This window comes from Roseateles sp. (assembly GCF_965262435.1).
GTDB lineage: Bacteria > Pseudomonadota > Gammaproteobacteria > Burkholderiales > Burkholderiaceae_C > Paucibacter_A.
On sequence record NZ_OZ253537.1, the window covers coordinates 5337674 to 5356799 of the forward strand.

At 65.0% G+C, this 19126-nt stretch carries 19 protein-coding genes; 10 read left to right on the plus strand and 9 right to left on the minus strand.

All coding sequences use genetic code 11. The features are described from left to right. Window positions 1-28 precede the first annotated feature (28 nt). The 8 genes from ACQY39_RS22915 to ACQY39_RS22950 all read left to right on the plus strand — a co-directional run bounded on the left by ACQY39_RS22915 (window position 29) and on the right by ACQY39_RS22950 (window position 9385). The gene (locus tag ACQY39_RS22915; protein WP_428510219.1) at window positions 29-901 is read left to right on the plus strand and encodes a phosphate/phosphite/phosphonate ABC transporter substrate-binding protein; all 873 of its coding nucleotides are present in this window, start codon (window positions 29-31) and stop codon (window positions 899-901) included. A gap of 15 nt (window positions 902-916) precedes the next feature. Continuing rightward, window positions 917-3184 (plus strand): ATP-binding protein, encoded by a 2268-nt coding sequence (locus tag ACQY39_RS22920; RefSeq protein ID WP_428510221.1) that lies wholly within the window; start codon window positions 917-919, stop codon window positions 3182-3184. Between the two features lie 614 nt (window positions 3185-3798). Then, entirely contained in the window at window positions 3799-5466 is a 1668-nt protein-coding gene (gene pilB, locus ACQY39_RS22925; protein WP_428510922.1) for a type IV-A pilus assembly ATPase PilB, read from the plus strand. Window positions 5467-5513: 47 nt separating this feature from the next. Continuing rightward, window positions 5514-6734: a type II secretion system F family protein gene (locus ACQY39_RS22930; RefSeq protein WP_428510223.1), complete on the plus strand. Its 1221-nt coding sequence runs from the start codon at window positions 5514-5516 to the stop codon at window positions 6732-6734. Window positions 6735-6743: 9 nt separating this feature from the next. Further along, the gene (locus ACQY39_RS22935; RefSeq protein WP_428510225.1) at window positions 6744-7676 is read left to right on the plus strand and encodes a prepilin peptidase; all 933 of its coding nucleotides are present in this window, start codon (window positions 6744-6746) and stop codon (window positions 7674-7676) included. Continuing rightward, complete coding sequence (coaE, locus tag ACQY39_RS22940; RefSeq protein WP_428510924.1) at window positions 7667-8284, plus strand: dephospho-CoA kinase; 618 nt, start codon at window positions 7667-7669, stop codon at window positions 8282-8284. The genes ACQY39_RS22935 and coaE overlap by 10 nt, the downstream gene beginning before the upstream one ends. A 115-nt stretch (window positions 8285-8399) precedes the next feature. Continuing rightward, the gene (gene zapD, locus ACQY39_RS22945) at window positions 8400-9155 is read left to right on the plus strand and encodes a cell division protein ZapD (protein WP_428510926.1); all 756 of its coding nucleotides are present in this window, start codon (window positions 8400-8402) and stop codon (window positions 9153-9155) included. 38 nt (window positions 9156-9193) lie between these two features. Continuing rightward, the gene (locus ACQY39_RS22950) at window positions 9194-9385 is read left to right on the plus strand and encodes a DNA gyrase inhibitor YacG (RefSeq protein ID WP_428510227.1); all 192 of its coding nucleotides are present in this window, start codon (window positions 9194-9196) and stop codon (window positions 9383-9385) included. Here ACQY39_RS22950 and ACQY39_RS22955 read toward each other — a convergent pair. Genes ACQY39_RS22955 through tal form a run of 3 tightly spaced genes read right to left on the minus strand, consistent with a single transcriptional unit; the run spans window position 9379 to window position 12589 of the window. Further along, window positions 9379-10008, minus strand: coding sequence for an HAD family hydrolase (locus ACQY39_RS22955; RefSeq protein ID WP_428510229.1), 630 nt, complete (start codon window positions 10006-10008; stop codon window positions 9379-9381). The two genes, ACQY39_RS22950 and ACQY39_RS22955, sit on opposite strands and share 7 nt — an antisense overlap. After that, window positions 10005-11642 carry a glucose-6-phosphate isomerase gene (gene pgi, locus ACQY39_RS22960; RefSeq protein WP_428510231.1) on the minus strand — a complete coding sequence of 546 codons (1638 nt, stop codon included), beginning with the start codon at window positions 11640-11642 and terminating at the stop codon, window positions 10005-10007. The genes ACQY39_RS22955 and pgi overlap by 4 nt, the downstream gene beginning before the upstream one ends. Window positions 11643-11644: 2 nt before the next feature. After that, window positions 11645-12589: a transaldolase gene (tal, locus tag ACQY39_RS22965; protein ID WP_263564362.1), complete on the minus strand. Its 945-nt coding sequence runs from the start codon at window positions 12587-12589 to the stop codon at window positions 11645-11647. A 229-nt stretch (window positions 12590-12818) separates the two neighbouring features. Here tal and zwf point away from each other — a divergent pair, with 229 nt between their 5' ends. Together zwf and ACQY39_RS22975 are read left to right on the plus strand one after the other, a co-directional pair. Beyond that, the gene (zwf, locus tag ACQY39_RS22970) at window positions 12819-14264 is read left to right on the plus strand and encodes a glucose-6-phosphate dehydrogenase (protein ID WP_428510233.1); all 1446 of its coding nucleotides are present in this window, start codon (window positions 12819-12821) and stop codon (window positions 14262-14264) included. A 2-nt stretch (window positions 14265-14266) separates the two neighbouring features. After that, on the plus strand, window positions 14267-15127 hold the full coding sequence (locus ACQY39_RS22975; RefSeq protein WP_428510928.1) for a MurR/RpiR family transcriptional regulator: 861 nt from the start codon (window positions 14267-14269) through the stop codon (window positions 15125-15127). On the opposite strand, the gene ACQY39_RS22980 is transcribed toward ACQY39_RS22975, so the two are convergent. Genes ACQY39_RS22980 through ACQY39_RS23005 form a run of 6 tightly spaced genes read right to left on the minus strand, consistent with a single transcriptional unit; the run spans window position 15120 to window position 19010 of the window. Then, on the minus strand, window positions 15120-15419 hold the full coding sequence (locus tag ACQY39_RS22980) for an STAS domain-containing protein (protein WP_428510235.1): 300 nt from the start codon (window positions 15417-15419) through the stop codon (window positions 15120-15122). The genes ACQY39_RS22975 and ACQY39_RS22980 overlap by 8 nt on opposite strands. Window positions 15420-15445: 26 nt before the next feature. Continuing rightward, window positions 15446-16090 (minus strand): MlaC/ttg2D family ABC transporter substrate-binding protein, encoded by a 645-nt coding sequence (locus ACQY39_RS22985; RefSeq protein ID WP_428510237.1) that lies wholly within the window; start codon window positions 16088-16090, stop codon window positions 15446-15448. A gap of 35 nt (window positions 16091-16125) precedes the next feature. Continuing rightward, the gene (locus ACQY39_RS22990) at window positions 16126-16893 is read right to left on the minus strand and encodes an MlaA family lipoprotein (protein WP_428510239.1); all 768 of its coding nucleotides are present in this window, start codon (window positions 16891-16893) and stop codon (window positions 16126-16128) included. Then, window positions 16890-17375: an outer membrane lipid asymmetry maintenance protein MlaD gene (gene mlaD / locus ACQY39_RS22995; RefSeq protein WP_428510241.1), complete on the minus strand. Its 486-nt coding sequence runs from the start codon at window positions 17373-17375 to the stop codon at window positions 16890-16892. The genes ACQY39_RS22990 and mlaD overlap by 4 nt, the downstream gene beginning before the upstream one ends. Before the next feature lie 16 nt (window positions 17376-17391). Beyond that, window positions 17392-18171 carry a lipid asymmetry maintenance ABC transporter permease subunit MlaE gene (mlaE, locus tag ACQY39_RS23000; RefSeq protein WP_428510243.1) on the minus strand — a complete coding sequence of 260 codons (780 nt, stop codon included), beginning with the start codon at window positions 18169-18171 and terminating at the stop codon, window positions 17392-17394. Continuing rightward, entirely contained in the window at window positions 18171-19010 is an 840-nt protein-coding gene (locus ACQY39_RS23005) for an ABC transporter ATP-binding protein (RefSeq protein WP_428510245.1), read from the minus strand. Before ACQY39_RS23005 ends, mlaE begins: the two co-directional genes overlap by 1 nt. Between the last annotated feature and the right edge of the window lie 116 nt (window positions 19011-19126).

A 19126-nucleotide genomic window follows, 5' to 3' on the forward strand; every position in this document is an offset into this window, starting at 1 on the left:
ACAGGCACATCCAAACAGGAGCCTCTCCATGAGCGCCAACACATTCCAAAGCCTGGGCCGCCGCCTGCTGTCCTGCCTGAGCTTGCTGGGCCTGGGATTGAGCGGCGTCGGCGCCCTCGCGGCCGACGAGCCCAGCTACCGGTTCTCACCCGTCAACCAGGCCAGCATTGCGCTGACGGCGGACTACTGGAATCCCATCATGGCCTATGTCTCGGAGAAAGCCGGCGTGCGCCTGGTGCTGAAGATCGGCCGCACCTCGGCCGACACCACGGCCTATGTGCTGGCCCAGGAAGTGGAGTTCGTCTTCAGCAACCACCTGTTCAGCCCCGAGCGGGAGAAACTGGGTTGGAAAGTGATCGGCCGCCGCCTGACTCCGGCCATCCAGGGTCAGCTGATCGTGCCCGCAGATTCACCCGTGACCGACATGGCGCAGCTGGCCGGCAAAGATGTGGTCTACCCCGGCCCGGAAGCTTTTGTCTCCTACAAAATGCCCTATGCCCAGCTGATCAACCGCAAGATCGACGCCAAGGTGGTGTTCGCCGGCAACACCGATGGCGCCTTGGCCCAGCTGTTCAGCGGCAAGGTCGCGGCAGCGGGCGTCAACTCGCAGCTGGCCGAGAACTATGGCCGCCGTGAAGGCAAAAAGTACCGCGTGCTCTGGAGCTCCGAACCCTTGCATGATCTGGCGCTGATGGCGTCGGCCAAGGTGCCGGAGAAAGACGTGCAAGCGGTCGCACGCGCCTTTGCCGGCATGCACAAGGACCCCAAGGGCCAGGCGATTCTTCAGGAGGTGTCCAAGCACATCGGCCTGACCGAGGAGGCCTACTTCATCGCCTCGGACGGCAGCGAGTACGCGCCCTATCGGCGCTTTTACCAAAGCGCACCGGCGCAGGTGCGCTGAAGCGCGGGAACCGCAATGCCTGGGCTGAAGTCACTGCTGGGGCGACTGTTGCCCTCCAGCCTGATCGGGCGGGTTTTTCTGCTGTATCTGCTGTCGCTCTTGCTGTTCATGGGCGGGGCACTCGGCTGGTATGCGTCCCGCAGCTTCAGCAGCAGCATCAGCAATGCCCAGGATTCGGCCGATACCTTGATCAGCCTGCTCGGCCCGGCCGTCGCCGAATCGGCGGTGATCGGCGACTACGACACCATCGAACGAGCGCTCACCCGCACCTCCAAGCACTCGGACATCAGCGCCGCCCTGTTCATCGACCTCAAGGGCGGCCGGATCGAGCGCAGCGTGCGCGAGGACCCCAAGCTGCGTGTGCCCAGCTGGCTGAGCGAGGCGGTCAGCAAACAGCTGCCGGAACTGAATCTGTCCATCGTCGCCGGCGGCAAAGATTACGGTGTGCTGCGCCTGCGCTTCAACACCGCCCATATCGCCAACACCTTCTGGCAGCAGTCCATGGTGGCGGTCGGCCTGGGCGTGCTCAGCCTGCTGGCCGGCCTGGCCATGGTCTGGTGGCCGCTCAATCGCTGGCTCGGCAACCTCGGCCAGATTCGCACCTTCGGCGAACAGCTGAAGGTCTCGGGCGGTGCGCTCAGCCCCATGCAGGCCGAGGATGCACCGCTCGAGTTCCGTCAGACCTTTGAAGTGCTCAACCAGGCGGCGAGCTCTTTGCAACTGGAGCGTGAACGCGCGGCGGTGACCTTGACTGCCATTGGCGACGGCATCGCCACCACCGACGCCGAGGGCCGCATCTTGCTGGCCAACCCGGTGCTTGGCAGTCTGCTCGAATGCCCGGCCGAGAGCCTGCTGGGCCAGCGCATCCAAGCCGTGCTGCCGGACCTGGTGGACCTGGCGGACAGCCAGGCGCTGCCGCAGTCGGGCCGCTGGAAGGCCCGGCTGCGGCTCAGTCCAAGTGCTCAGGGTGCCCACGTGCTGGACCTGAGCCGCACCGAGATCGCCGGCGGCAGTGGCTGGGTCTATGCCTTCCGCGACATCAGCCAGCAGCAGGCCCTCGACGACCGCTTGCAAGAAGAGCTGCAGGCACGCGCCCTGGCCATGCAGACCATGCGCCAACTGCTGCAGGACTTCGCCGCGCCGCAGCTGAACACGCCGCGGTCCACCGTGGCCGGCAGCAGCGAGGAAAGCGCCGCCTTGCTGCAGCTGGTGCAGGAACTGATCCAGCGCCTGCGCGAGCGCGGCGAGCAGCTGGCGGCCATCTTCGCCCTCAGCCCCGATGGCTTTGTGTCCTTTGACGCCCAGCACATCACGCGTTATGTCAGCCCGGCCTTCAGCCGCCTGGCCGCGTTGGCACCCGAGCAGGCCTTGGGCCTGCACGAGGAGGCCTTGCTCGGCTGCCTGCTGAGCCTGCGCGGCGCGGACGCCCGCGCCATCAGTATTCAGGAGCTGCGCCAGGGCAAGCTGCGCATCGAGCTCGAACGCCCAACCCGGCGCGTGCTCGAACTGGCCCTGCATGAAGGCGTGACCAGCGCCGGCGGCGCTGCAGCCCAACTGCTGCACCTCAGCGATGTGACCCACCAGGTCGAAGTCGAGCAGATGAAGAGCGAATTCCTCTCGACCGCGGCCCACGAATTGCGCACGCCCATGGCCAGCATCTTCGGCTTCACCGAGCTGCTGCTGATGCGCGAACAGCCGCCCGAGCGCCAAAAGGAAATGCTCGGCCGCATCCACCGGCAGTGCCAGTCCATGATTGCCATCCTCAACGAGCTGCTGGATCTGGCCCGCATCGAAGCCCGGCGCGGCCAGGATTTTGAGCTTGAAGTGCTGGACTTCAACGCCCTGGTCTCGGAGGTGGTGCAAGACTTCAGCCCACCCGAAGCGCGCGCCTTGCCCGAGCTGAACCTGCCCGCCCTGCCCTGCCGCGTCCACGCCGACCGCCAGAAGCTGCAACAGGTCTTGCGCAACCTGCTCTCCAATGCCTACAAATATTCACCCGGCGGCGGTCTCGTGCAGGTGGAGCTGAGCCAGGAAGCCGGCATTGACGGGCGCCCGCCGCAGGTCGCGCTGTCGGTACAGGACCATGGCATCGGCATGAATGCCGAGCAGCTGTCCCATGTCACCGAGCGCTTCTACCGCGCGGACAAGTCCGGAACCATCCTGGGCACGGGCCTGGGCATGAGCATCGTCAAAGAAATCGTCGAGCTGCATGGCGGCAGCCTGGATCTGGCCAGCCAACCTGGTGAGGGCACGACAGCCACGGTGCGCCTGCCCAGTCTGTAACCGGGCAGCTCGACGCCCGCAGCCCTGGGGAAGCTCTTTCACCTGAACCGGACGCCCGAAGACGGTGCGGTGGGCATCGATCCCGGCACGCTGCAGCAGGCGAAAAGGAACATTTTTTCCAATGCTTACAAATCCTCACCATTGGGCGAGCGGGTGCAGCTGGGCGGACCAGATGCCGGCGGACTGCACGCAGTCGGGGGCACATGCATGGGCATCCGCCTGGGCATGAGCAACGCCAAGGAAGGCAGCGCGCTGATGCCGAGCCGGCTGAGCCTGGCCCGTGCCACGGCCAAGCTGGCGTGCTCAGCGTCTGGCTGCTGCGGGCTCCGCCCCATGACAGCGGCACAGGCCCGGCCTGAGACCCAGAGCCAGCGCGCAAATGGCCTGTTGTTTCGCGCATCCACGCGGGCTAACCCGGGGTCAAATCGTGCACTTGGACCGGTCCCGCGGGGCAAACACCGGCCGCGCTCGGTTTACAGTCCTGGCTGGCTTGCCGCGACGCAAGCCGGCGGCACTGACTGCCCCACCTGTCCATTAGCCCTGCGAGTCTGAACTACACCGTGGAACCCACCCTGGCCGAGCCGCCTCAGTCCGCCCTTTCCGGCGTGGCACGCATGCTTGTGCATGCTGGAAAGCTGCAGGCCAAAGCGGCCGAAGACCTGATGCGCCAAGCGCGCGAGAAGAAGACCAGCTTCGTCAACTCGGTGATCGCCGCCGGTCTGGTCAGCTCCTCCGACCTGGCTCATACCCTGTCCACGGCCCTGGCCGTGCCGCTGCTGGACCTGAACGCGATGGACGTTCAGCGCATGCCGCAGAACATCATCGACAACAAGCTGGCCCAGCAATACCAGGTGGTGGTGCTGGGGCGGCGCGGCAGCCGCCTCTTCATCGGCGGCGCCGACCCGACCGACCAGGACGTGGTCGAGCGCATCAAGTTCGCCACCCAGCTGACGCCGGAATGGGTGATCGTCGAGCACGACAAGCTGACCAAGCTCTTGGCCGGCACCAGCAGCAGCGCCAGTGAAGCGCTGGAGACCATCAACGGTGGCGACTTCGACTTCGACATCGCCGAGGAAGACGCAGCACCGCAGGAAACCGCGGCCGAGCTGGCCGATGTCGAGGACGCGCCCGTGGTGCGCTTCCTGCAAAAGATGCTGGTGGACGCCATCAATCTGCGCGCCTCCGACCTGCACTTCGAGCCTTACGAGTTCCATTACCGCGTGCGTTTCCGGGTCGACGGTGAGCTGCGCGAGATCACCCAGCCGCCGATCGCCATCAAGGACAAGCTGGCGTCGCGCATCAAGGTGCTGTCGCGCCTGGACATCGCTGAGCGCCGCGTGCCGCAAGACGGCCGCATGAAGCTCAAGTTCGGCGCCAAGGCCATCGACTTCCGGATCAGCACCTTGCCGACCTTGTTCGGCGAGAAGATCGTGATCCGTATTCTTGACCCCTCCTCGGCCAAGCTGGGCATCGATGCTCTGGGCTACGAGAAGATCGAGAAGGAGCGTCTGATGGCCTGCATCACCCGCCCTTACGGCATGGTGCTGGTCACCGGGCCCACCGGCTCGGGCAAGACCGTGTCGCTCTACACCTGCCTGAACATTCTCAATCAGCCCGGCGTCAACATCTCGACCGTCGAAGACCCGGCCGAAATCAACCTGCCCGGCATCAACCAGGTCAATGTCAATGACAAGGCCGGCCTGAGCTTCTCGGCCGCGCTGAAGTCCTTCTTGCGCCAGGATCCGGACATCATCATGGTCGGCGAAATCCGCGACCTGGAGACGGCCGACATCGCCATCAAGGCCGCCCAGACCGGCCATATGGTGATGTCCACCCTGCACACCAATGACGCGCCCAAGACCCTGACACGGCTCTTGAACATGGGCGTGGCTCCTTTCAATATCGCGTCCAGCGTGCTGCTGATCACGGCCCAGCGCCTGGTGCGGCGCCTGTGCGAGAACTGCAAGGCGCCGGCCGAGTACCCACGCGACGCCCTGCTGCGCGCCGGTTTCAAGGAAGACGAGCTGGACGGCAGCTGGAAGCAATACCGGGCGGTCGGCTGCAACAGCTGCAACAGCGGCTACCGCGGCCGGGTCGGTCTCTACCAGGTGATGCCGATCACAGAAGCCATCCAGCGCATCATCCTGGCCGAAGGTTCGGCCATGGACATCGCCGCCCAAGCCCAGTCTGAGGGCGTGCGCGATCTGCGCCAGTTCGGCCTGGTCAAGGTGCGGGCCGGCGTGACCACGCTCGAAGAAGTGCTGGCGGCAACCAATGAATAGACTTTTCGCGCCAAGGCGGAAACAAGGGCCTGAGGCCAGGAGGTGGTATGGCGACTAGTGCGGCAGCCAAGAGCGCGAGCGAGTTCGTGTTCGAGTGGGAAGGCAAGGACCGCAACGGCAAGATCGTGCGTGGTGAACTGCGTGCCGGTGGCGAGGCCATGGTGAGCGCCACCCTGCGCCGCCAGGGCATCCTGGTCAGCAAGGTCAAGAAGCGCCGCATGAGCGGTGGCAAGGCCATCAAGCAAAAAGACATCGCCGTCTTCACCCGCCAACTGGCCACCATGATGCGGGCCGGCGTGCCCTTGCTGCAGTCCTTCGAGATCGTCGGCCGCGGCAGCACCAACCCGCGCCTGACCCGATTGCTCAACGACATCAAGCAAGACGTCGAGACCGGCACCAGCCTGTCCAATGCCTTGCGCAAGCAACCGCTCTACTTCGACGCGCTCTACTGCAATCTGGTCGAGGCCGGTGAAGCCGCCGGTATCCTGGAGTCGCTGCTCGACCGCCTGGCCATCTACCAGGAGAAGACGGTCGCGCTGAAGAACAAGATCAAGTCAGCCCTGACCTACCCGATCGCGGTCTTTGTGGTCGCCTTCGTGGTGGTGGCGGTGATCATGATCTTCGTCGTGCCCGCCTTCAAGGACGTGTTCAAGAGCTTCGGCGCCGACTTGCCCGCACCCACCCTGGCCGTGATCGCCATGTCGGAGTTCTTCGTCTCTTACTGGTACCTGATCTTCGGCAGCATCGGCGGCGGCCTCTACTTCTTCTTCCAGAGCTGGAAGCGCTCGGTCAAGATGCAGCACACCATGGACCGGCTGCTGCTCAAGATCCCCATCTTCGGCGACCTGCTCTACAAATCGGCCGTGGCACGTTGGACCCGCACCCTGTCCACCATGTTCGCCGCTGGCGTGCCCCTGGTGGAAGCGCTCGACTCGGTCGGTGGTGCCGCCGGCAACGCTGTTTTTGCAGAAGCGACCGAGAAGATCCAGCGTGATGTCTCGACCGGCACGGCCCTGACCACGTCCATGCAGACCACCGGCATCTTCCCGACCATGGTGATCCAGATGGCATCGATCGGCGAAGAGTCGGGCTCGCTCGACCACATGCTGGGCAAGGCCGCCGAGTTCTTCGAGGACGAAGTGGACGAGGCCGTCAGCGCCCTGTCCAGCCTGATGGAGCCCTTCATCATCGTCTTCCTGGGCACCATCATCGGCGGCATCGTGGTCGCCATGTACCTGCCCATCTTCAAGCTTGGTCAGGTGGTCTGAAGCATGCTCATGAATCCGGACGACTACGCCTGGCTGCTCAGCCCCCTGATGCTGGGCCTGCTGGGCCTGTGCATCGGCAGCTTTCTCAATGTGGTGATCCACCGCCTGCCTCTGATGATGGAGCGCCAATGGCTGGCCGACTCGGCGGCCCAGCTCAGCGACGCGGCCGAGCTGCAAAAGGCAGCGACCTGGAAGTCGGCCGAGGCCGAGGGCTTGGCCCGTTCTGCGCAAGCGCTCGGCCTGCAGATGGAAAAGTTGCCCCACCTGGGCATCGCCACACCACGCTCGCGCTGCCCGCATTGCGGCCACCAACTGGCCTGGCATGAAAACCTGCCCTTGCTGGGCTGGCTGCGTCTGGGCGGCAAATGCGCATCCTGCAAGGCGGCGATCTCCAAGCGCTATCCGCTGATCGAGCTGGCCACCGGCCTGCTGTTCGCGGCCCTGTCCTGGCGCTTTGGCGCACGACCCGAGACCCTGCTCTGGTGCGGTTTTGGTGCCGCCCTGCTGGCCCTGGCCGCCATCGACTGGGACACCACTTTGCTGCCCGACTCGATCAACCAGCCCTTGCTCTGGGCGGGCTTGAGCTCCGCGCTGCTGGGCTACACCTTGCCCCTGGATGCCGCCTTGATCGGCGCGCTGGCCGGCTACCTCTCGCTTTGGTCGGTCTACTGGCTGTTCAAGCTGGCCACCGGCAAGGATGGCATGGGCTATGGCGATTTCAAGCTGCTGGCCGCGCTGGGAGCCTGGCTGGGCTGGCAGATGATTCTGCCCATCGTGCTGGGCGCATCCCTGATCGGCGCCCTGGTCGGCATCGCCATGAAGATGAACTCGGCCCTGCGCGAGGGCCGTTATGTGCCCTTCGGCCCCTTTCTGGCCGGCGGCGGGTTCGTCGTCTTGTTTGCCGGGCCCGAACGTGTGATGGGCTGGCTGGGCTGGGTTTGAAGCGCAGCCAGGTTCTGCGCATCGGCCTGACCGGTGGCATCGGCAGCGGCAAGAGCACGGTCGCCGGATTCTGGCTGGAGGCCGGTGCCAGCCTGATCGACACCGACGCGATCTCACGCCAGCTGACCGCCCCCGGCGGCAGCGCCTTGCCGGCACTGGCGGCCGAATTCGGCCCGAGCCTGGTCAGCGCCGAAGAAGGTCTGGTGCGCAGCGCCATGCGCGCCCTGGTGTTTGAAGATCCGGCAGCGAGGCAGCGCCTGGAGGCCATCCTCCACCCCATGATCAGCGCCGAGACCGCCCGCGCGGAGGCCGCCGCCGCCAGCGACCTGATCGTCTTCGATGTGCCCCTGCTGGTCGAGTCGGGCCGCTGGCGCCAGCGCGTCGACCGGGTGCTGGTGGTGGACTGCCCCGAGGCCCTGCAGATCGAGCGCGTCATGCAGCGCTCGGCGCTGAACCGGGAGGCCGTGCAAGCCGTGCTGCAGGCCCAGGCCACGCGCGCGCAACGACGCGCCTGCGCCGACGCCCTCATTCACAACGAAGGCTTGAGTCTGGACGCGCTGCGGGGGCAAGTCCTGACCCTCGCACGACTCTGGCGGCGCACAAAATAGCGCCGGCCCTGAAGCGCTGAAGCGTCGGGCGGCGATTGGCTGTGAAACAATCACCGCCTTGGGAGCGCAGCCGCGCCCCGCATGCGAGCAACGCTGACCGACAGGGATGGCCGCCTTGGTCCTATACGAGTACCCATTCAACGAGAGCATCCGCACGATGCTGCGCCTGGAGCATCTGTTCGATCGACTCGGACAGCTGATGGCGTGCGAAACCCCGCTCGATCACCATTTCGCCCTGGTCACCATTTTCGAGATCATGGACGTGGCCTCACGGGCCGATCTCAAGTCGGACCTGCTCAAGGAGCTGGAGCGCCACAAGGTGCAGCTCAACGGCTACCGCGGCAACCCGGCCATTGCCGAGAGCGTGCTCGATGAAGTCATCGCCCGGATCGACCATGCCTTCGACGGCCTCAACAAGCTCTCCGGCAAGGCCGGTCATGTGCTGACCAGCAATGAGTGGCTGATGAGCATACGCAGCCGCATCAGCATCCCGGGCGGCACCTGCGAGTTCGATCTGCCCGCTTACTACACCTGGCAGCAGTTCCTGCCGGCCCGCCGCCGTAACGACTTGATGCAGTGGACGCAAAGCCTGATGCCTCTGGCCGAAGCCTTGCAGGTGCTGCTGGGCCTGCTGCGCGACAGCGGCTCGCCGCACAAGGTCGCGGCCGTGGCCGGCCAGTTCCAGCAAAGCCTGGGTGCCGGCCGCAGCTACCAGCTGTTGCGCATGCGACTGGACCCCAGCCTGGGCCTGGTGCCTGAGATCACCGGACACCGCTTGATGGTGTCCATCCGCCTGATGCGTCAGGACGAAGAAGGCCGGCTCAAGCCCGCCCACCAGGACGCCAGCTTCGAGCTGACGCTCTGCGCCTGATGCTCGTCCGAGCGCTGTTTTCCAAAGCCGACCCGACCATGGACTCCCAAGCCAAGCCCCGCATCGTGCGCTGCCCCCAATGCGGTGGCGATTCGATCTTCGCCCCCAGCAACAGCTGGCGGCCTTTTTGCAGCCATCGCTGCCGTCAGATCGACTTGGGCGCCTGGGCCAATGAGGAATTCCGCGTGGCTGCCAGCCCGCCGGTCGAGGACGACTCGCTACCTCACTGAGCCACGGGGCTGAGCAGGCCGCGCGCCTGCAGCTCCTCCCGTGCCTGTTCCGGCATGCGGAACAGCAGGGTCTGCCAACCGAGAGCCTGGGCTGCCTCGATATTGGCCGGATGGTCATCGAGGAAAAGACAGCTCTGCGCGTTCACACCAAACTGGCGGCAAGCCAGATCAAAGATCTCCGCGCGCGGCTTGGACACTTTGACCCGACCCGAGAACACGCCCTGCTCGAACCACTGCGCCAGCGGCTGGCTGCGCTCCAAATGGTCGGCGTACGGCTCGGGCATATTGGACAAGAAGAACAGGCGATGGCCGGCCTGCTTCAGCGCTTCAATCAAGGCCACGGTGCCCGCCTGGGCCTGCAATTCATCAGGCACGGCCGCCACCACCTGCGCCACCTCCTCGGCCGGCCAGCCGGTGCGCGCGGCGATGCGGGCGATCACGGTCGGTGCATCGATCAAGCCTTGATCAAACGCGCCCCAGTCGCCCCCGTAGTTCTGGAAGAACTCGGCCGCGATGGCGGCTCCTTGAACTTCGTCCGCCACCCGGTGCGGCCAGACGCGAGCCAGAAAGCTGGGCGGGTGCCAGCGGAACACGACCCCGCCAAAATCGAACACGATATTCATGGCGCCAGCAGATGGTTCAGCAGACCGGCCGTCGAGGCATCGAGGCCCTGGGTGTCGCCGCTGCTCAGGCGCGGCAGCAGGCTGCTGCACAAGGCCTTGCCCAGCTCCACCCCCCATTGGTCGAAGCTGTTGATGCCCCAGAGCGCGCCGCTGACGAAGACACGGTGTTCGTACATGGCGATCAAGGCACCCAGCGAGGTCGGGCTGAGGGCATCAAGCACCAAGGTCGTGCTCGGCCGGTTACCGGGGAAGCTGCGGTGGCGTGCCACCGTGGTCGGGTCAAGCTCCGCCGAAGCCGTGGGTGCTTTCTCGCCCAAGGCTTCCTCGAAGCTCTTGCCCTGCATCAGGGCCTGGGACTGGGCCAGGCAGTTGGCCAGCAGCTTGCGATGCTGGTCTTGCAAGCAGGACTCCAGATCACCCGTCGCATGGGCGCCGAAGTTCGGGTGCTTCACGGCGATGAACTCGACCGGAATCACATCCGTGCCCTGGTGCAGCATCTGGAAATAGGCGTGCTGGCCGTTGGTGCCCGCCTCGCCCCAGACCACGGGGCTGGTGTCGTAAGGCAAGGCTTGACCCTGCAGGTCCACGCCCTTGCCATTGCTTTCCATCTCCAGCTGCTGGAGATAGGCCGGCAAGCGGCGCAGGCCTTGGTGATACGGCGCCACGCTGCGGCTGCTGAAGCCGTGGAAGTTGCGATACCAGAGGTCCAGCACACCGAGCAGCACCGGCAGATTGCCCTCCAGCGGCGCCTCGGCGAAATGGCGGTCCATGGCATGGGCGCCGGCCAGCAGGGCGCGGAAGCTCTCAGCGCCGATGGCGATGGCGATCGGCAGGCCGATCACCGACCACAGCGAGTAGCGGCCACCGACCCAATCCCAGAAACCAAAGGCTGTGGTGATGCCGAAGGCCGCAGCGGCCGCGGTGTTGCTGCTGGTGGCGACGAAGTGGCGCGCCACGTCCGTGCCACCGGCGGCCAGGAACCAGGTCCGCGCCGCCAGGGCATTGGCCAAGGTCTCTTGGGTGGTGAAGGTCTTGGAGGCGATCACAAACAGCGTGGTCGCCGGATTCAAATGGGGCAGCAGCGGCGCCAGATCATGGCCGTCGACATTGGAGACGAAATGCAGCTTCAGCCCCGGCTGGGTGTAGGCCTGCAAGGCACCCACCACCATGGCCGGGCCGAGGTCGCTGCCACCGATGCCGATGTGCACCACATCGCGGATGCCGCTGGTGGCCGTGTCACGCACGCCTTCGGCAAAAGCCAGCATGCGGCTCAGCGAGGCCTGCACCTCATCGCTGTGCAAGCCCTGGCCGGCGGGCGCGCGCAGGGCCGTGTGCAGCACGGCGCGGCCTTCGGTCAGATTGACCGGCGCGCCGGCCAGCAGCGCATCGCGTTGAGCCTCCAGGCCGCAATCGCGCGCCAGTTGCAGCAACAGCTGCAGGGTCGGCGTGTCGATGCGGTTCTTGGACAGATCGGCAAACACCTCGGGCGCTTGCAGCGACCAGGCCTCAAAACGCGCAGCTTCGGCCGCAAAGGCCTGGCGCAGATCGAAATGCTGGCCGCTCGCCTGATAACGCTCATTCAGAGCGGCCCAGGCCGGGCTTTGGTCACAACGCAGATGCGGTGCTGGGGACATCTTCAACTCGCGATCATCTGATCCAGTTTGGCCGAGTCAATGGCAAACAGGCGGATGCCTTCGGCCAGCTTCTCGGTGGCCATGGCATCCTGGTTGAGGGCAAAGCGGAAGCCCGCTTCGTCGTAGGAAACAGCGGCAATATCGGCGGCACGTGCGGCGTCGGCATCCAGGGCGCGCGGCAGCGGCGCGTCCAGGGCCTGGAGCTGACTCAGCAGATCGGGGCTGATGGTCAGCAGATCACAGCCGGCCAGGGCCTGGATTTGGCCCACATTGCGGAAGCTCGCACCCATGACCTCGGTCTGGATGCCGTGCTTCTTGAAGTAGTTGTAGATCTGAGCGACCGACTTGACGCCCGGGTCGTTGGCACCGGCCTGGGCGGCTTCGTCCCAAGCGGCGCCAGCGCTCTTCTTGTACCAGTCGTAGATGCGGCCGACGAAGGGCGAGATCAGCTGTATGCCAGCGGCACCGCAGGCCACGGCCTGGCAGAAGGAGAACAGCAAGGTCAGATTGCAGTGGATGCCTTCACGCTCCAGCTCAGCGGCGGCCTGGATGCCTTCCCATGTGGCAGCGATCTTGATCAGCACGCGCTCGCGGCCGATGCCGGCGGCTTCGTACAAGGCCATGATGCGGCGCGCGCGGGCCACGGTGGCGGCGCGGTCAAAGCTCAGGCGGGCATCGACTTCGGTCGACACACGGCCCGGCACCACCTTGAGGATCTCCAGACCGAAACGCACCAGCACCTGGTCGACGATCTCGTCCAGCGGCTTGCCTTGATGGGCGGCCACGGTGTCCTTGAGCAGGGGCGCGTAGTCAGCCGACTGCACCGCTTTCAGGATCAGCGAGGGGTTGGTGGTCGCGTCGCGCGGCGCGAACTGGGCCAGCTGCAGAAAGTTGCCGGTGTCGGCGACGACGGTGGTCAGGGACTTGAGTTGATCGAGCTGGTTCACGGGGCACTCCAAAAAGGCGGTTCAAACCTCCATTAGAACCGCTCTTGCGCAGTCCCTGTCGCTGCAAGCCTGAGCCTGGGTTACAGCCGTCTCCTGGAGCAAACCCCCATGAGCGCCGTAAAAAAGGCCGGCCGCATTGACCGAATTACGAAACTCATGCATCATAATTCCAGAAACTTTGTTACATCAAGGGTTCATTTTTTCGATGAACCGCAACAGGGCCCATCTCATGTCTTTCGATCTCGTTTTCTTCGGCGGCACTGGCGACCTGACCTGGCGCAAGCTCATGCCCGCCCTGTTCCAGGCCTTTCGCCACGGCAAGCTGCCGGCCGGCGGCCGCATTCTGGCCGTGGCCCGTGACGAGATGACAGACGAGCGTTACCGCGAATGGCTCAAGGAACGCTTCCGTGAGGTGGACGGCTCCAAGCGCCCGAACGAGGAAGAGTTCGAGCGCTTCGCCGCCCTGCTGCACTACCGCCGCATGGACCTGTCCCAGCCCGAGCACTACCAGCGCCTCAAGGACTGGCTGGACGAGCGCAGCGCCGACACTGTGGTGCTCTACCTGGCCACCAGCCCGCATCTCTTCACCCAGATCTGCCAGCAACTCGGCGAAGCCGGCCTGAACCACGAGCGAGTGCGCGTGGTGCTCGAAAAACCCCTGGGGCACGACCTGGCCAGCGCGCAGGAGATCAACGCCGTGGTGCGCTCGGTTTTCAAGGAAAGCCAGGCCTTCCGCATCGACCATTACCTCGGCAAGCCCTCGGTGCAGAACCTCTCGGCCCTGCGCTTCGGCAACGCCCTGTTCGAACCGCTGTGGCGCCGCGAGAGCATCGCCAACATCCAGATCACCCTGGCCGAAGAGCTGGGCGTGGGCACGCGGGGCGCCTTCTACGACGGCACCGGCGCGCTGCGCGACATGATCCAGAACCATGCCCTGCAGCTGCTGACCATGATCGCCATGGAGCCGCCCTCGACCAATGACGCCGACGCCATCCGCGACGAAAAGCTCAAGGTGCTGCGCTCGCTCAAGCCCTTCACGCCGGAGAGCGTGGCCCGTGATGTGGTGCGCGGCCAGTACCGCGCCGGCACGGTGGGCGGCGTGGCCGTACCCAGTTACCTGGACGAAGCCAAGGTGCCGGCCGACAGTCACTGCGAAACCTTTGTGGCCCTGCGCACCGAGGTGCAAAACTGGCGCTGGGCCGGCGTGCCCTTCTACCTGCGCACCGGCAAACGCCTGGCGGCCCGTGACGCGCAAATCGTCATCAACTTCCGCCCCGTGCCACACCCCATCTTCCCGGGCACCAACCAGGCCAACCGCCTGGTGATCAAGCTGCAACCGGAAGACGGGCTGGAGCTGCAATTGCTGGCCGCCAAGGGCGGCGCGCATGGCGAGGCGCTGTCGCCCGTGTCGTTGGACCTGGACTTCGACAAGGCCTTCGCCACCAACCGCGTCGGCGCCTACGAGCGCCTGCTGCTGGACGCCATCGCCGGCCGCCTGAACCTGTTCGTGCGCAGCGATGAGCAAGAGCAAGCCTGGCGCTGGGTCGAGCCCATCCTCGACGCCTGGAAGCAGGACAACACCGGCCCCCGCCCCTACACCGCGGGCTCCTGGGGCCCGGCCGCGGCCAGCGCCTTGGTGGCGCGCGACGGCTTTACTTGGTCTGAGGAAGCATGAGTATTCTCGAACGCGTCAAGGCCGCCCTGCCGGCCCTGCCGCCGGCCGAGCAGCGCGTGGCCAAGCTGCTGCTCAGCGACGCCCGGGCCTTTGCCAATCTGCCGGTCAGCGAGCTGGCCGACCGGGCCCATGTATCCAAGCCCACCGTGGTGCGCTTTTGCCGCAGCGTCGGCTATGACGGCCTGACCGACTTCAAGCGCAAACTGGCCGGCAGCGTCAACGAAGGCGTGCCCTTTGTGCACCGCGCAGTGGACGAGGATGAAAAGCCGGCCGACCTGATCGTCAAGGTGGTGGACAACGCGGTCGCCGCCCTGCTGCACTACCGCAATGACGCAGCCAGCCATGCGTTTGAGTGCGCGATCAATGCGCTGGCCGAAGCCGCACGGAGCCATCGGCGCATCGAGTTCTACGGCGTCGGCAATTCGGGCATCGTGGCGCAGGATGCGCAGCACAAGTTCTTTCGCCTCGGCATCAACACCGCCGCCTGCAGCGACGGCCATGTGCAGCTGATGAGTGCGACCATGCTGCAGCCGGGCGACTGCGCGGTCATCATCAGCAATTCCGGCCGCAGCCGCGACCTGCTCGATGCGGCAGAGATCGCGCGCAAAAAGGGCGCGACCACCATCATCATCACCGCCAGTGGCTCACCGCTGGCGCAGCTGGGCCTGAGCCCGGGCCAGGTCTTGCTCGCGGTCGACCACCCCGAGGACTATGACCGTTACAGCCCCATGGTGTCGCGCCTGCTGCACCTGACCGCCGTGGACATCCTGACCACCGGCGTGGCCCTGCGCCTGGGCGCTGACCTGCGGCCGATGCTGCAGGAGATCAAGCGCAATCTGCGCGGCAAGCGCTATATCAGCTGAGCAGCTCGGGCCACAGCAGTTCGGCGACGCCGTAGACGCGCGCCAGCTCTTGCAGCTTGGGCGGCACCTCGTGCACGCGCAGATGCAGGCCCTCGGCCGCACAAACGCGGCCGGCGCTGAGCAAGAGCGTCAAGACCGCCGAGTCAAAGTGCTGCAGCTCGGCCGCGCTCAGATGCAGCTCCGTGCCGGCAGCGCTGCGCACCTGGGCCGACTCGGCACGCAGGCTTTGATTGAGTGCCGGCCAGAGACGGCCGGCCTCATCCAGACGCACCGACGCCGGCAGCTTCAGCATGCTGGAGTGACTCGCCGGGCTGTTCATCAGGCTTTGCCGCCTGCGGCCTTCTGGTTGCGTTCGGTCAGTACTTTGATCAAGCCATCGATGCCGTTCGCGCCGATCTCTTGCGAGAAGCTGTTGCGGTACTGATCGGCCAACCAGATGCCCAACACATTGACGTCATAAATCTTCCAGACGGCACCGGACTTTTCCAGACGGTAGTCGAGCTGAATCGGGTCGCCCTTGCCGCGAATCTCGGTCTTGACCACCACCTCGGTGTCACTGGGCGATGCACGCAGCGGTCGCAATGCGATGGTCTGGTCCTTGACCTGGGTCAACGCGCCGGCGTAGGTGCGCACCAGCAAGGTCTTGAACTCGTCCTGCAAGCGCTGCTGCTGCTCAGGCGTGGCCTGGCGCCAGAAGCGACCGACCGCGGAGGAGGTCATGCGCTGGAAGTTGACGTGAGGCATGACCTTGCCGTCGACCAGGCTGATGATTTTCTGCAGATCGCCGCCCTGGATGGACTTGTCGGTCTTGACCGACTCCAAAGTTTCCAGAGACAGCTGGCGGATCAAGACATCGGGGCTGCTGGCATCGGCGGCCAGGGCGGGCTGCAGGGGCAGACCGAGGCTCAGGGCGCAGGCAGCTGCAAGCAGGCCGCGGTTCAGGACACGTCGCACAACATTCATTTCATCATTCCTTTCAAGCGAGGGCATAGAGCCGATCAAGGCCCAGCCTGCGGGCTGGATGCGGGCGCTCCGGCTGGCTCGGGTGTCAGCACTTCATATTCGTCGTCATTGCCAAAACTGCCGCGGCGCTGCAGGTAGGCGTCACGGATGAAGGTGTACTTGTCCAAAGCGATGCCATCGAGCATCTCACCCGCGCGCAGGAAGTTGGCACGGGCATTGATCAGCTGCAGGGCACCGAGCGCAGTCTTGCTGTAACCGTCCTTGACGACCAAGGTGGGTGAGGTGGCAATGCGGTCGAAAGGCAGCGCCAAGGTGTCACGCAGGGAAGACGGGCCAAACAAAGGCCAGACGATGTAGGCCCCGGTGCCGGTGCCCCAGACCCCGAAAGTCTTGCCCAGATCCTCGCTCTTGCGCTCCAGGCCGACTTCGGTGGAAATATCCAGCAAGCCGGCAAAACCCAGGGTCGAGTTGACGGCAAAGCGCATGCCCTGCTCCACGCTGGCCTTGAAGCGCCCCTGCAAGAGCAGGTTCACCGCCGACCAGGCATCGGCCACATTGCTGAAGAAATTGTCGGCTGCTTGGCGGACCGGCGCCGGCACCACATCGCTGTACAGCGTGGCCACAGGCTTGAGCACGCTGGCATCCAGCGCTTCATTGAAATTGAAGACCTTGCGATTCCAGCTTTCCCAGGGGTCCAGCTTTTGCCCTGGTGCACCGGGGCCGCGCAGACTGGCACAGCCGCTGAGCAACACGATGCCCAAGATCAAGAGAAGTTGGCGCAGGCTGTGATTCCACGTGCTCATGGCTTGGCTCCGCCGGCCGGCGTGCCGGAATCCGCGGCCTTGTTGTAGAGGAACTGACCGATCAGGTTTTCCAGCACCACGGCCGACTGGGTCTGGCTGATGTTGTCACCGGCGGCCAGGTTCTTCTCTTCGGCGCCGGCTTCCAGGCCAATGTACTGCTCACCGAGCAGACCTGCCGTCAGGATCTTGGCCGAGCTGTCCTTGGGGAACGCGACGTTCTTGTACAGCTTCATGACCACCTTGGCCTGGAAGCTCTTGTCGTCGAAAGTGATGGACTCAACCCGACCAATCACCACGCCGGCACTCTTGACCGCCGCGCGCGACTTCAGGCCGCCGATATTGTCGAACTTGGCCGTGACCTGGTAGGTCTCGTCAAAGTTCAGGCTCAGCAGGTTGCCGGCCTTGAGGGCCAGAAACAGCAAAGCCGCTCCGCCCAGCAGCACAAAGAAACCCACCCATGCATCATGCCTTGAGGCTTGCATCCTCTACCCCTAGAAATCAAATCGAGAACATCATCGCGGTCAGCACAAAGTCCAGTGCCAGTACCGCCAACGACGACATCACCACCGTGCGCGTGGTCGCCTGCGCCACGCCGTCGGGCGTGGGCTTGCAGGCATAGCCCTGCAACAAGGCCACAAAGGTCACGGTGACACCAAAAACCAGGCTCTTGACGACGCCATTGCCCACATCGGCCCAGACGTCGACGCCGCCCTGCATCTGCGACCAGAAGGCGCCGGCATCAATGCCGATCAGGGGCACGGCCACCAACCAGCCGCCGATGATGCCAATGGCCGAGAACAGGGCCGCCAGCAAGGGCATGGCGATGAAGCCGCCCCAGAAGCGCGGGGCCAGAACCCGGGTCAGCGGGTCCACCGCCATCATCTCCATGGCGGTCAACTGTTCGCCCGCCTTCATCAAGCCGATTTCGGCCGTCAGCGAGGTACCTGCGCGCCCGGCAAACAACAGAGCCGCGACCACCGGCCCCAGCTCGCGCACCAGGCTCAGCGCCACCAGCAAGCCCACGGCCTCGGCCGAGCCATAGCGCTGCAGCGTGTAATAGCCCTGCAAGGCCAGCACGAAACCGACGAACAGGCCCGACACGCCAATCAGGGACAGCGATCGATTGCCCAAGAAGTAGATTTGCTCACGCACCAGCGAAAAGCGCAGCAGGGCAGCCGGCGAGCGGGCCAGCAATTGCAGAAACAGGCGGGTGCTGGAACCCAGATCGACCAGCTGCTGACGCAAGCTGCGGCCGATGGTGGCCGAAAAATTGAACATCATGCGACCACCCCCAGGCCGAAATCCTCGGCCACCGGGCAGGCCGGCTGGTGGAAGCGCACCGGCCCGTCGGCATGGGCGCCCACGAATTGCTGCACCAGCGGGTCGCTGCTGTGGCGCAGCTCATCGGGCGTGCCTTGTGCCACGACGCGGCCGTTGGCGATCATGGCCACCTCATCCGCGATAGCAAAGGTCTCATGCAAATCATGGGAGACGATGATGCTGCTCAGGCCCAGCGCATCGTTGAGATCACGAATCAAGCGCGCCGCAACGCCGAGCGAGATCGGGTCGAGACCGGCAAAAGGCTCGTCGTAAAGCACCAGATCCGGATCCAGGGCAATGGCTCGCGCCAAGGCCACGCGTCTCGCCATGCCGCCGGAAATCTCGGACGGCAGCAGATCACGTGCGCCACGCAAGCCGACGGCATTGAGCTTCATCAGCACCAGGTCGCGGATCATGGCCTCGGGCAGGCGGGTGTGCTCGCGCAGCGGGAAGGCCACGTTCTCGAACACCGTGAGGTCGGTGAACAAGGCGCCAAACTGGAACAACATGCCCATGCGCCGACGAACGGCATAGAGTTCATCCAGGTTCAAACCCGCCAGATCAACGCCGTCGAACAGCACCTGGCCGGAAATCGGCTTGATTTGCCGGCCCAGAAGCCGCAGCACCGTGGTCTTGCCGCCACCGCTGGTGCCGATCAGGGCCAGCACCTTGCCGCGCGGGATGCGCAGATTCACGCGCTCCAGAATCACCCGATCGCCGTAACCGCAGCTGACATCACGCAATTCGATCAGAGGCGTTTCCGGTGCGGAAATGGAAGTGGATGAATAGGGGGCCATGAGCCTCGGGCAGGCGGGCACAGGCCCGTTTTTGACAAAGATCACATCATAGGGGAAACACCGATCGCGCACCGAGCCGCCGAGAAGCACCCCAAATAGTTCACATTTCCGGGCCT

Bases quoted from the DNA above. Each gene is read 5' to 3' on its own strand.
- ACQY39_RS22915 (WP_428510219.1), top strand. From the start codon at position 29: ATGAGCGCCAACACATTCCAAAGCCTGGGCCGCCGCCTGCTGTCCTGC.
- ACQY39_RS22920 (WP_428510221.1), top strand. From the start codon at position 917: ATGCCTGGGCTGAAGTCACTGCTGGGGCGACTGTTGCCCTCCAGCCTG.
- pilB (WP_428510922.1), top strand. From the start codon at position 3,799: ATGCTTGTGCATGCTGGAAAGCTGCAGGCCAAAGCGGCCGAAGACCTG.
- ACQY39_RS22930 (WP_428510223.1), top strand. From the start codon at position 5,514: ATGGCGACTAGTGCGGCAGCCAAGAGCGCGAGCGAGTTCGTGTTCGAG.
- ACQY39_RS22935 (WP_428510225.1), top strand. From the start codon at position 6,744: ATGAATCCGGACGACTACGCCTGGCTGCTCAGCCCCCTGATGCTGGGC.
- ACQY39_RS22950 (WP_428510227.1), top strand. From the start codon at position 9,194: ATGGACTCCCAAGCCAAGCCCCGCATCGTGCGCTGCCCCCAATGCGGT.
- ACQY39_RS22955 (WP_428510229.1), bottom strand. From the start codon at position 10,008: ATGAATATCGTGTTCGATTTTGGCGGGGTCGTGTTCCGCTGGCACCCG.
- pgi (WP_428510231.1), bottom strand. From the start codon at position 11,642: ATGTCCCCAGCACCGCATCTGCGTTGTGACCAAAGCCCGGCCTGGGCC.
- zwf (WP_428510233.1), top strand. From the start codon at position 12,819: ATGTCTTTCGATCTCGTTTTCTTCGGCGGCACTGGCGACCTGACCTGG.
- ACQY39_RS22980 (WP_428510235.1), bottom strand. From the start codon at position 15,419: ATGCTGAAGCTGCCGGCGTCGGTGCGTCTGGATGAGGCCGGCCGTCTC.
- ACQY39_RS22985 (WP_428510237.1), bottom strand. From the start codon at position 16,090: ATGAATGTTGTGCGACGTGTCCTGAACCGCGGCCTGCTTGCAGCTGCC.
- ACQY39_RS22990 (WP_428510239.1), bottom strand. From the start codon at position 16,893: ATGAGCACGTGGAATCACAGCCTGCGCCAACTTCTCTTGATCTTGGGC.
- mlaD (WP_428510241.1), bottom strand. From the start codon at position 17,375: ATGCAAGCCTCAAGGCATGATGCATGGGTGGGTTTCTTTGTGCTGCTG.
- mlaE (WP_428510243.1), bottom strand. From the start codon at position 18,171: ATGTTCAATTTTTCGGCCACCATCGGCCGCAGCTTGCGTCAGCAGCTG.
- ACQY39_RS23005 (WP_428510245.1), bottom strand. From the start codon at position 19,010: ATGGCCCCCTATTCATCCACTTCCATTTCCGCACCGGAAACGCCTCTG.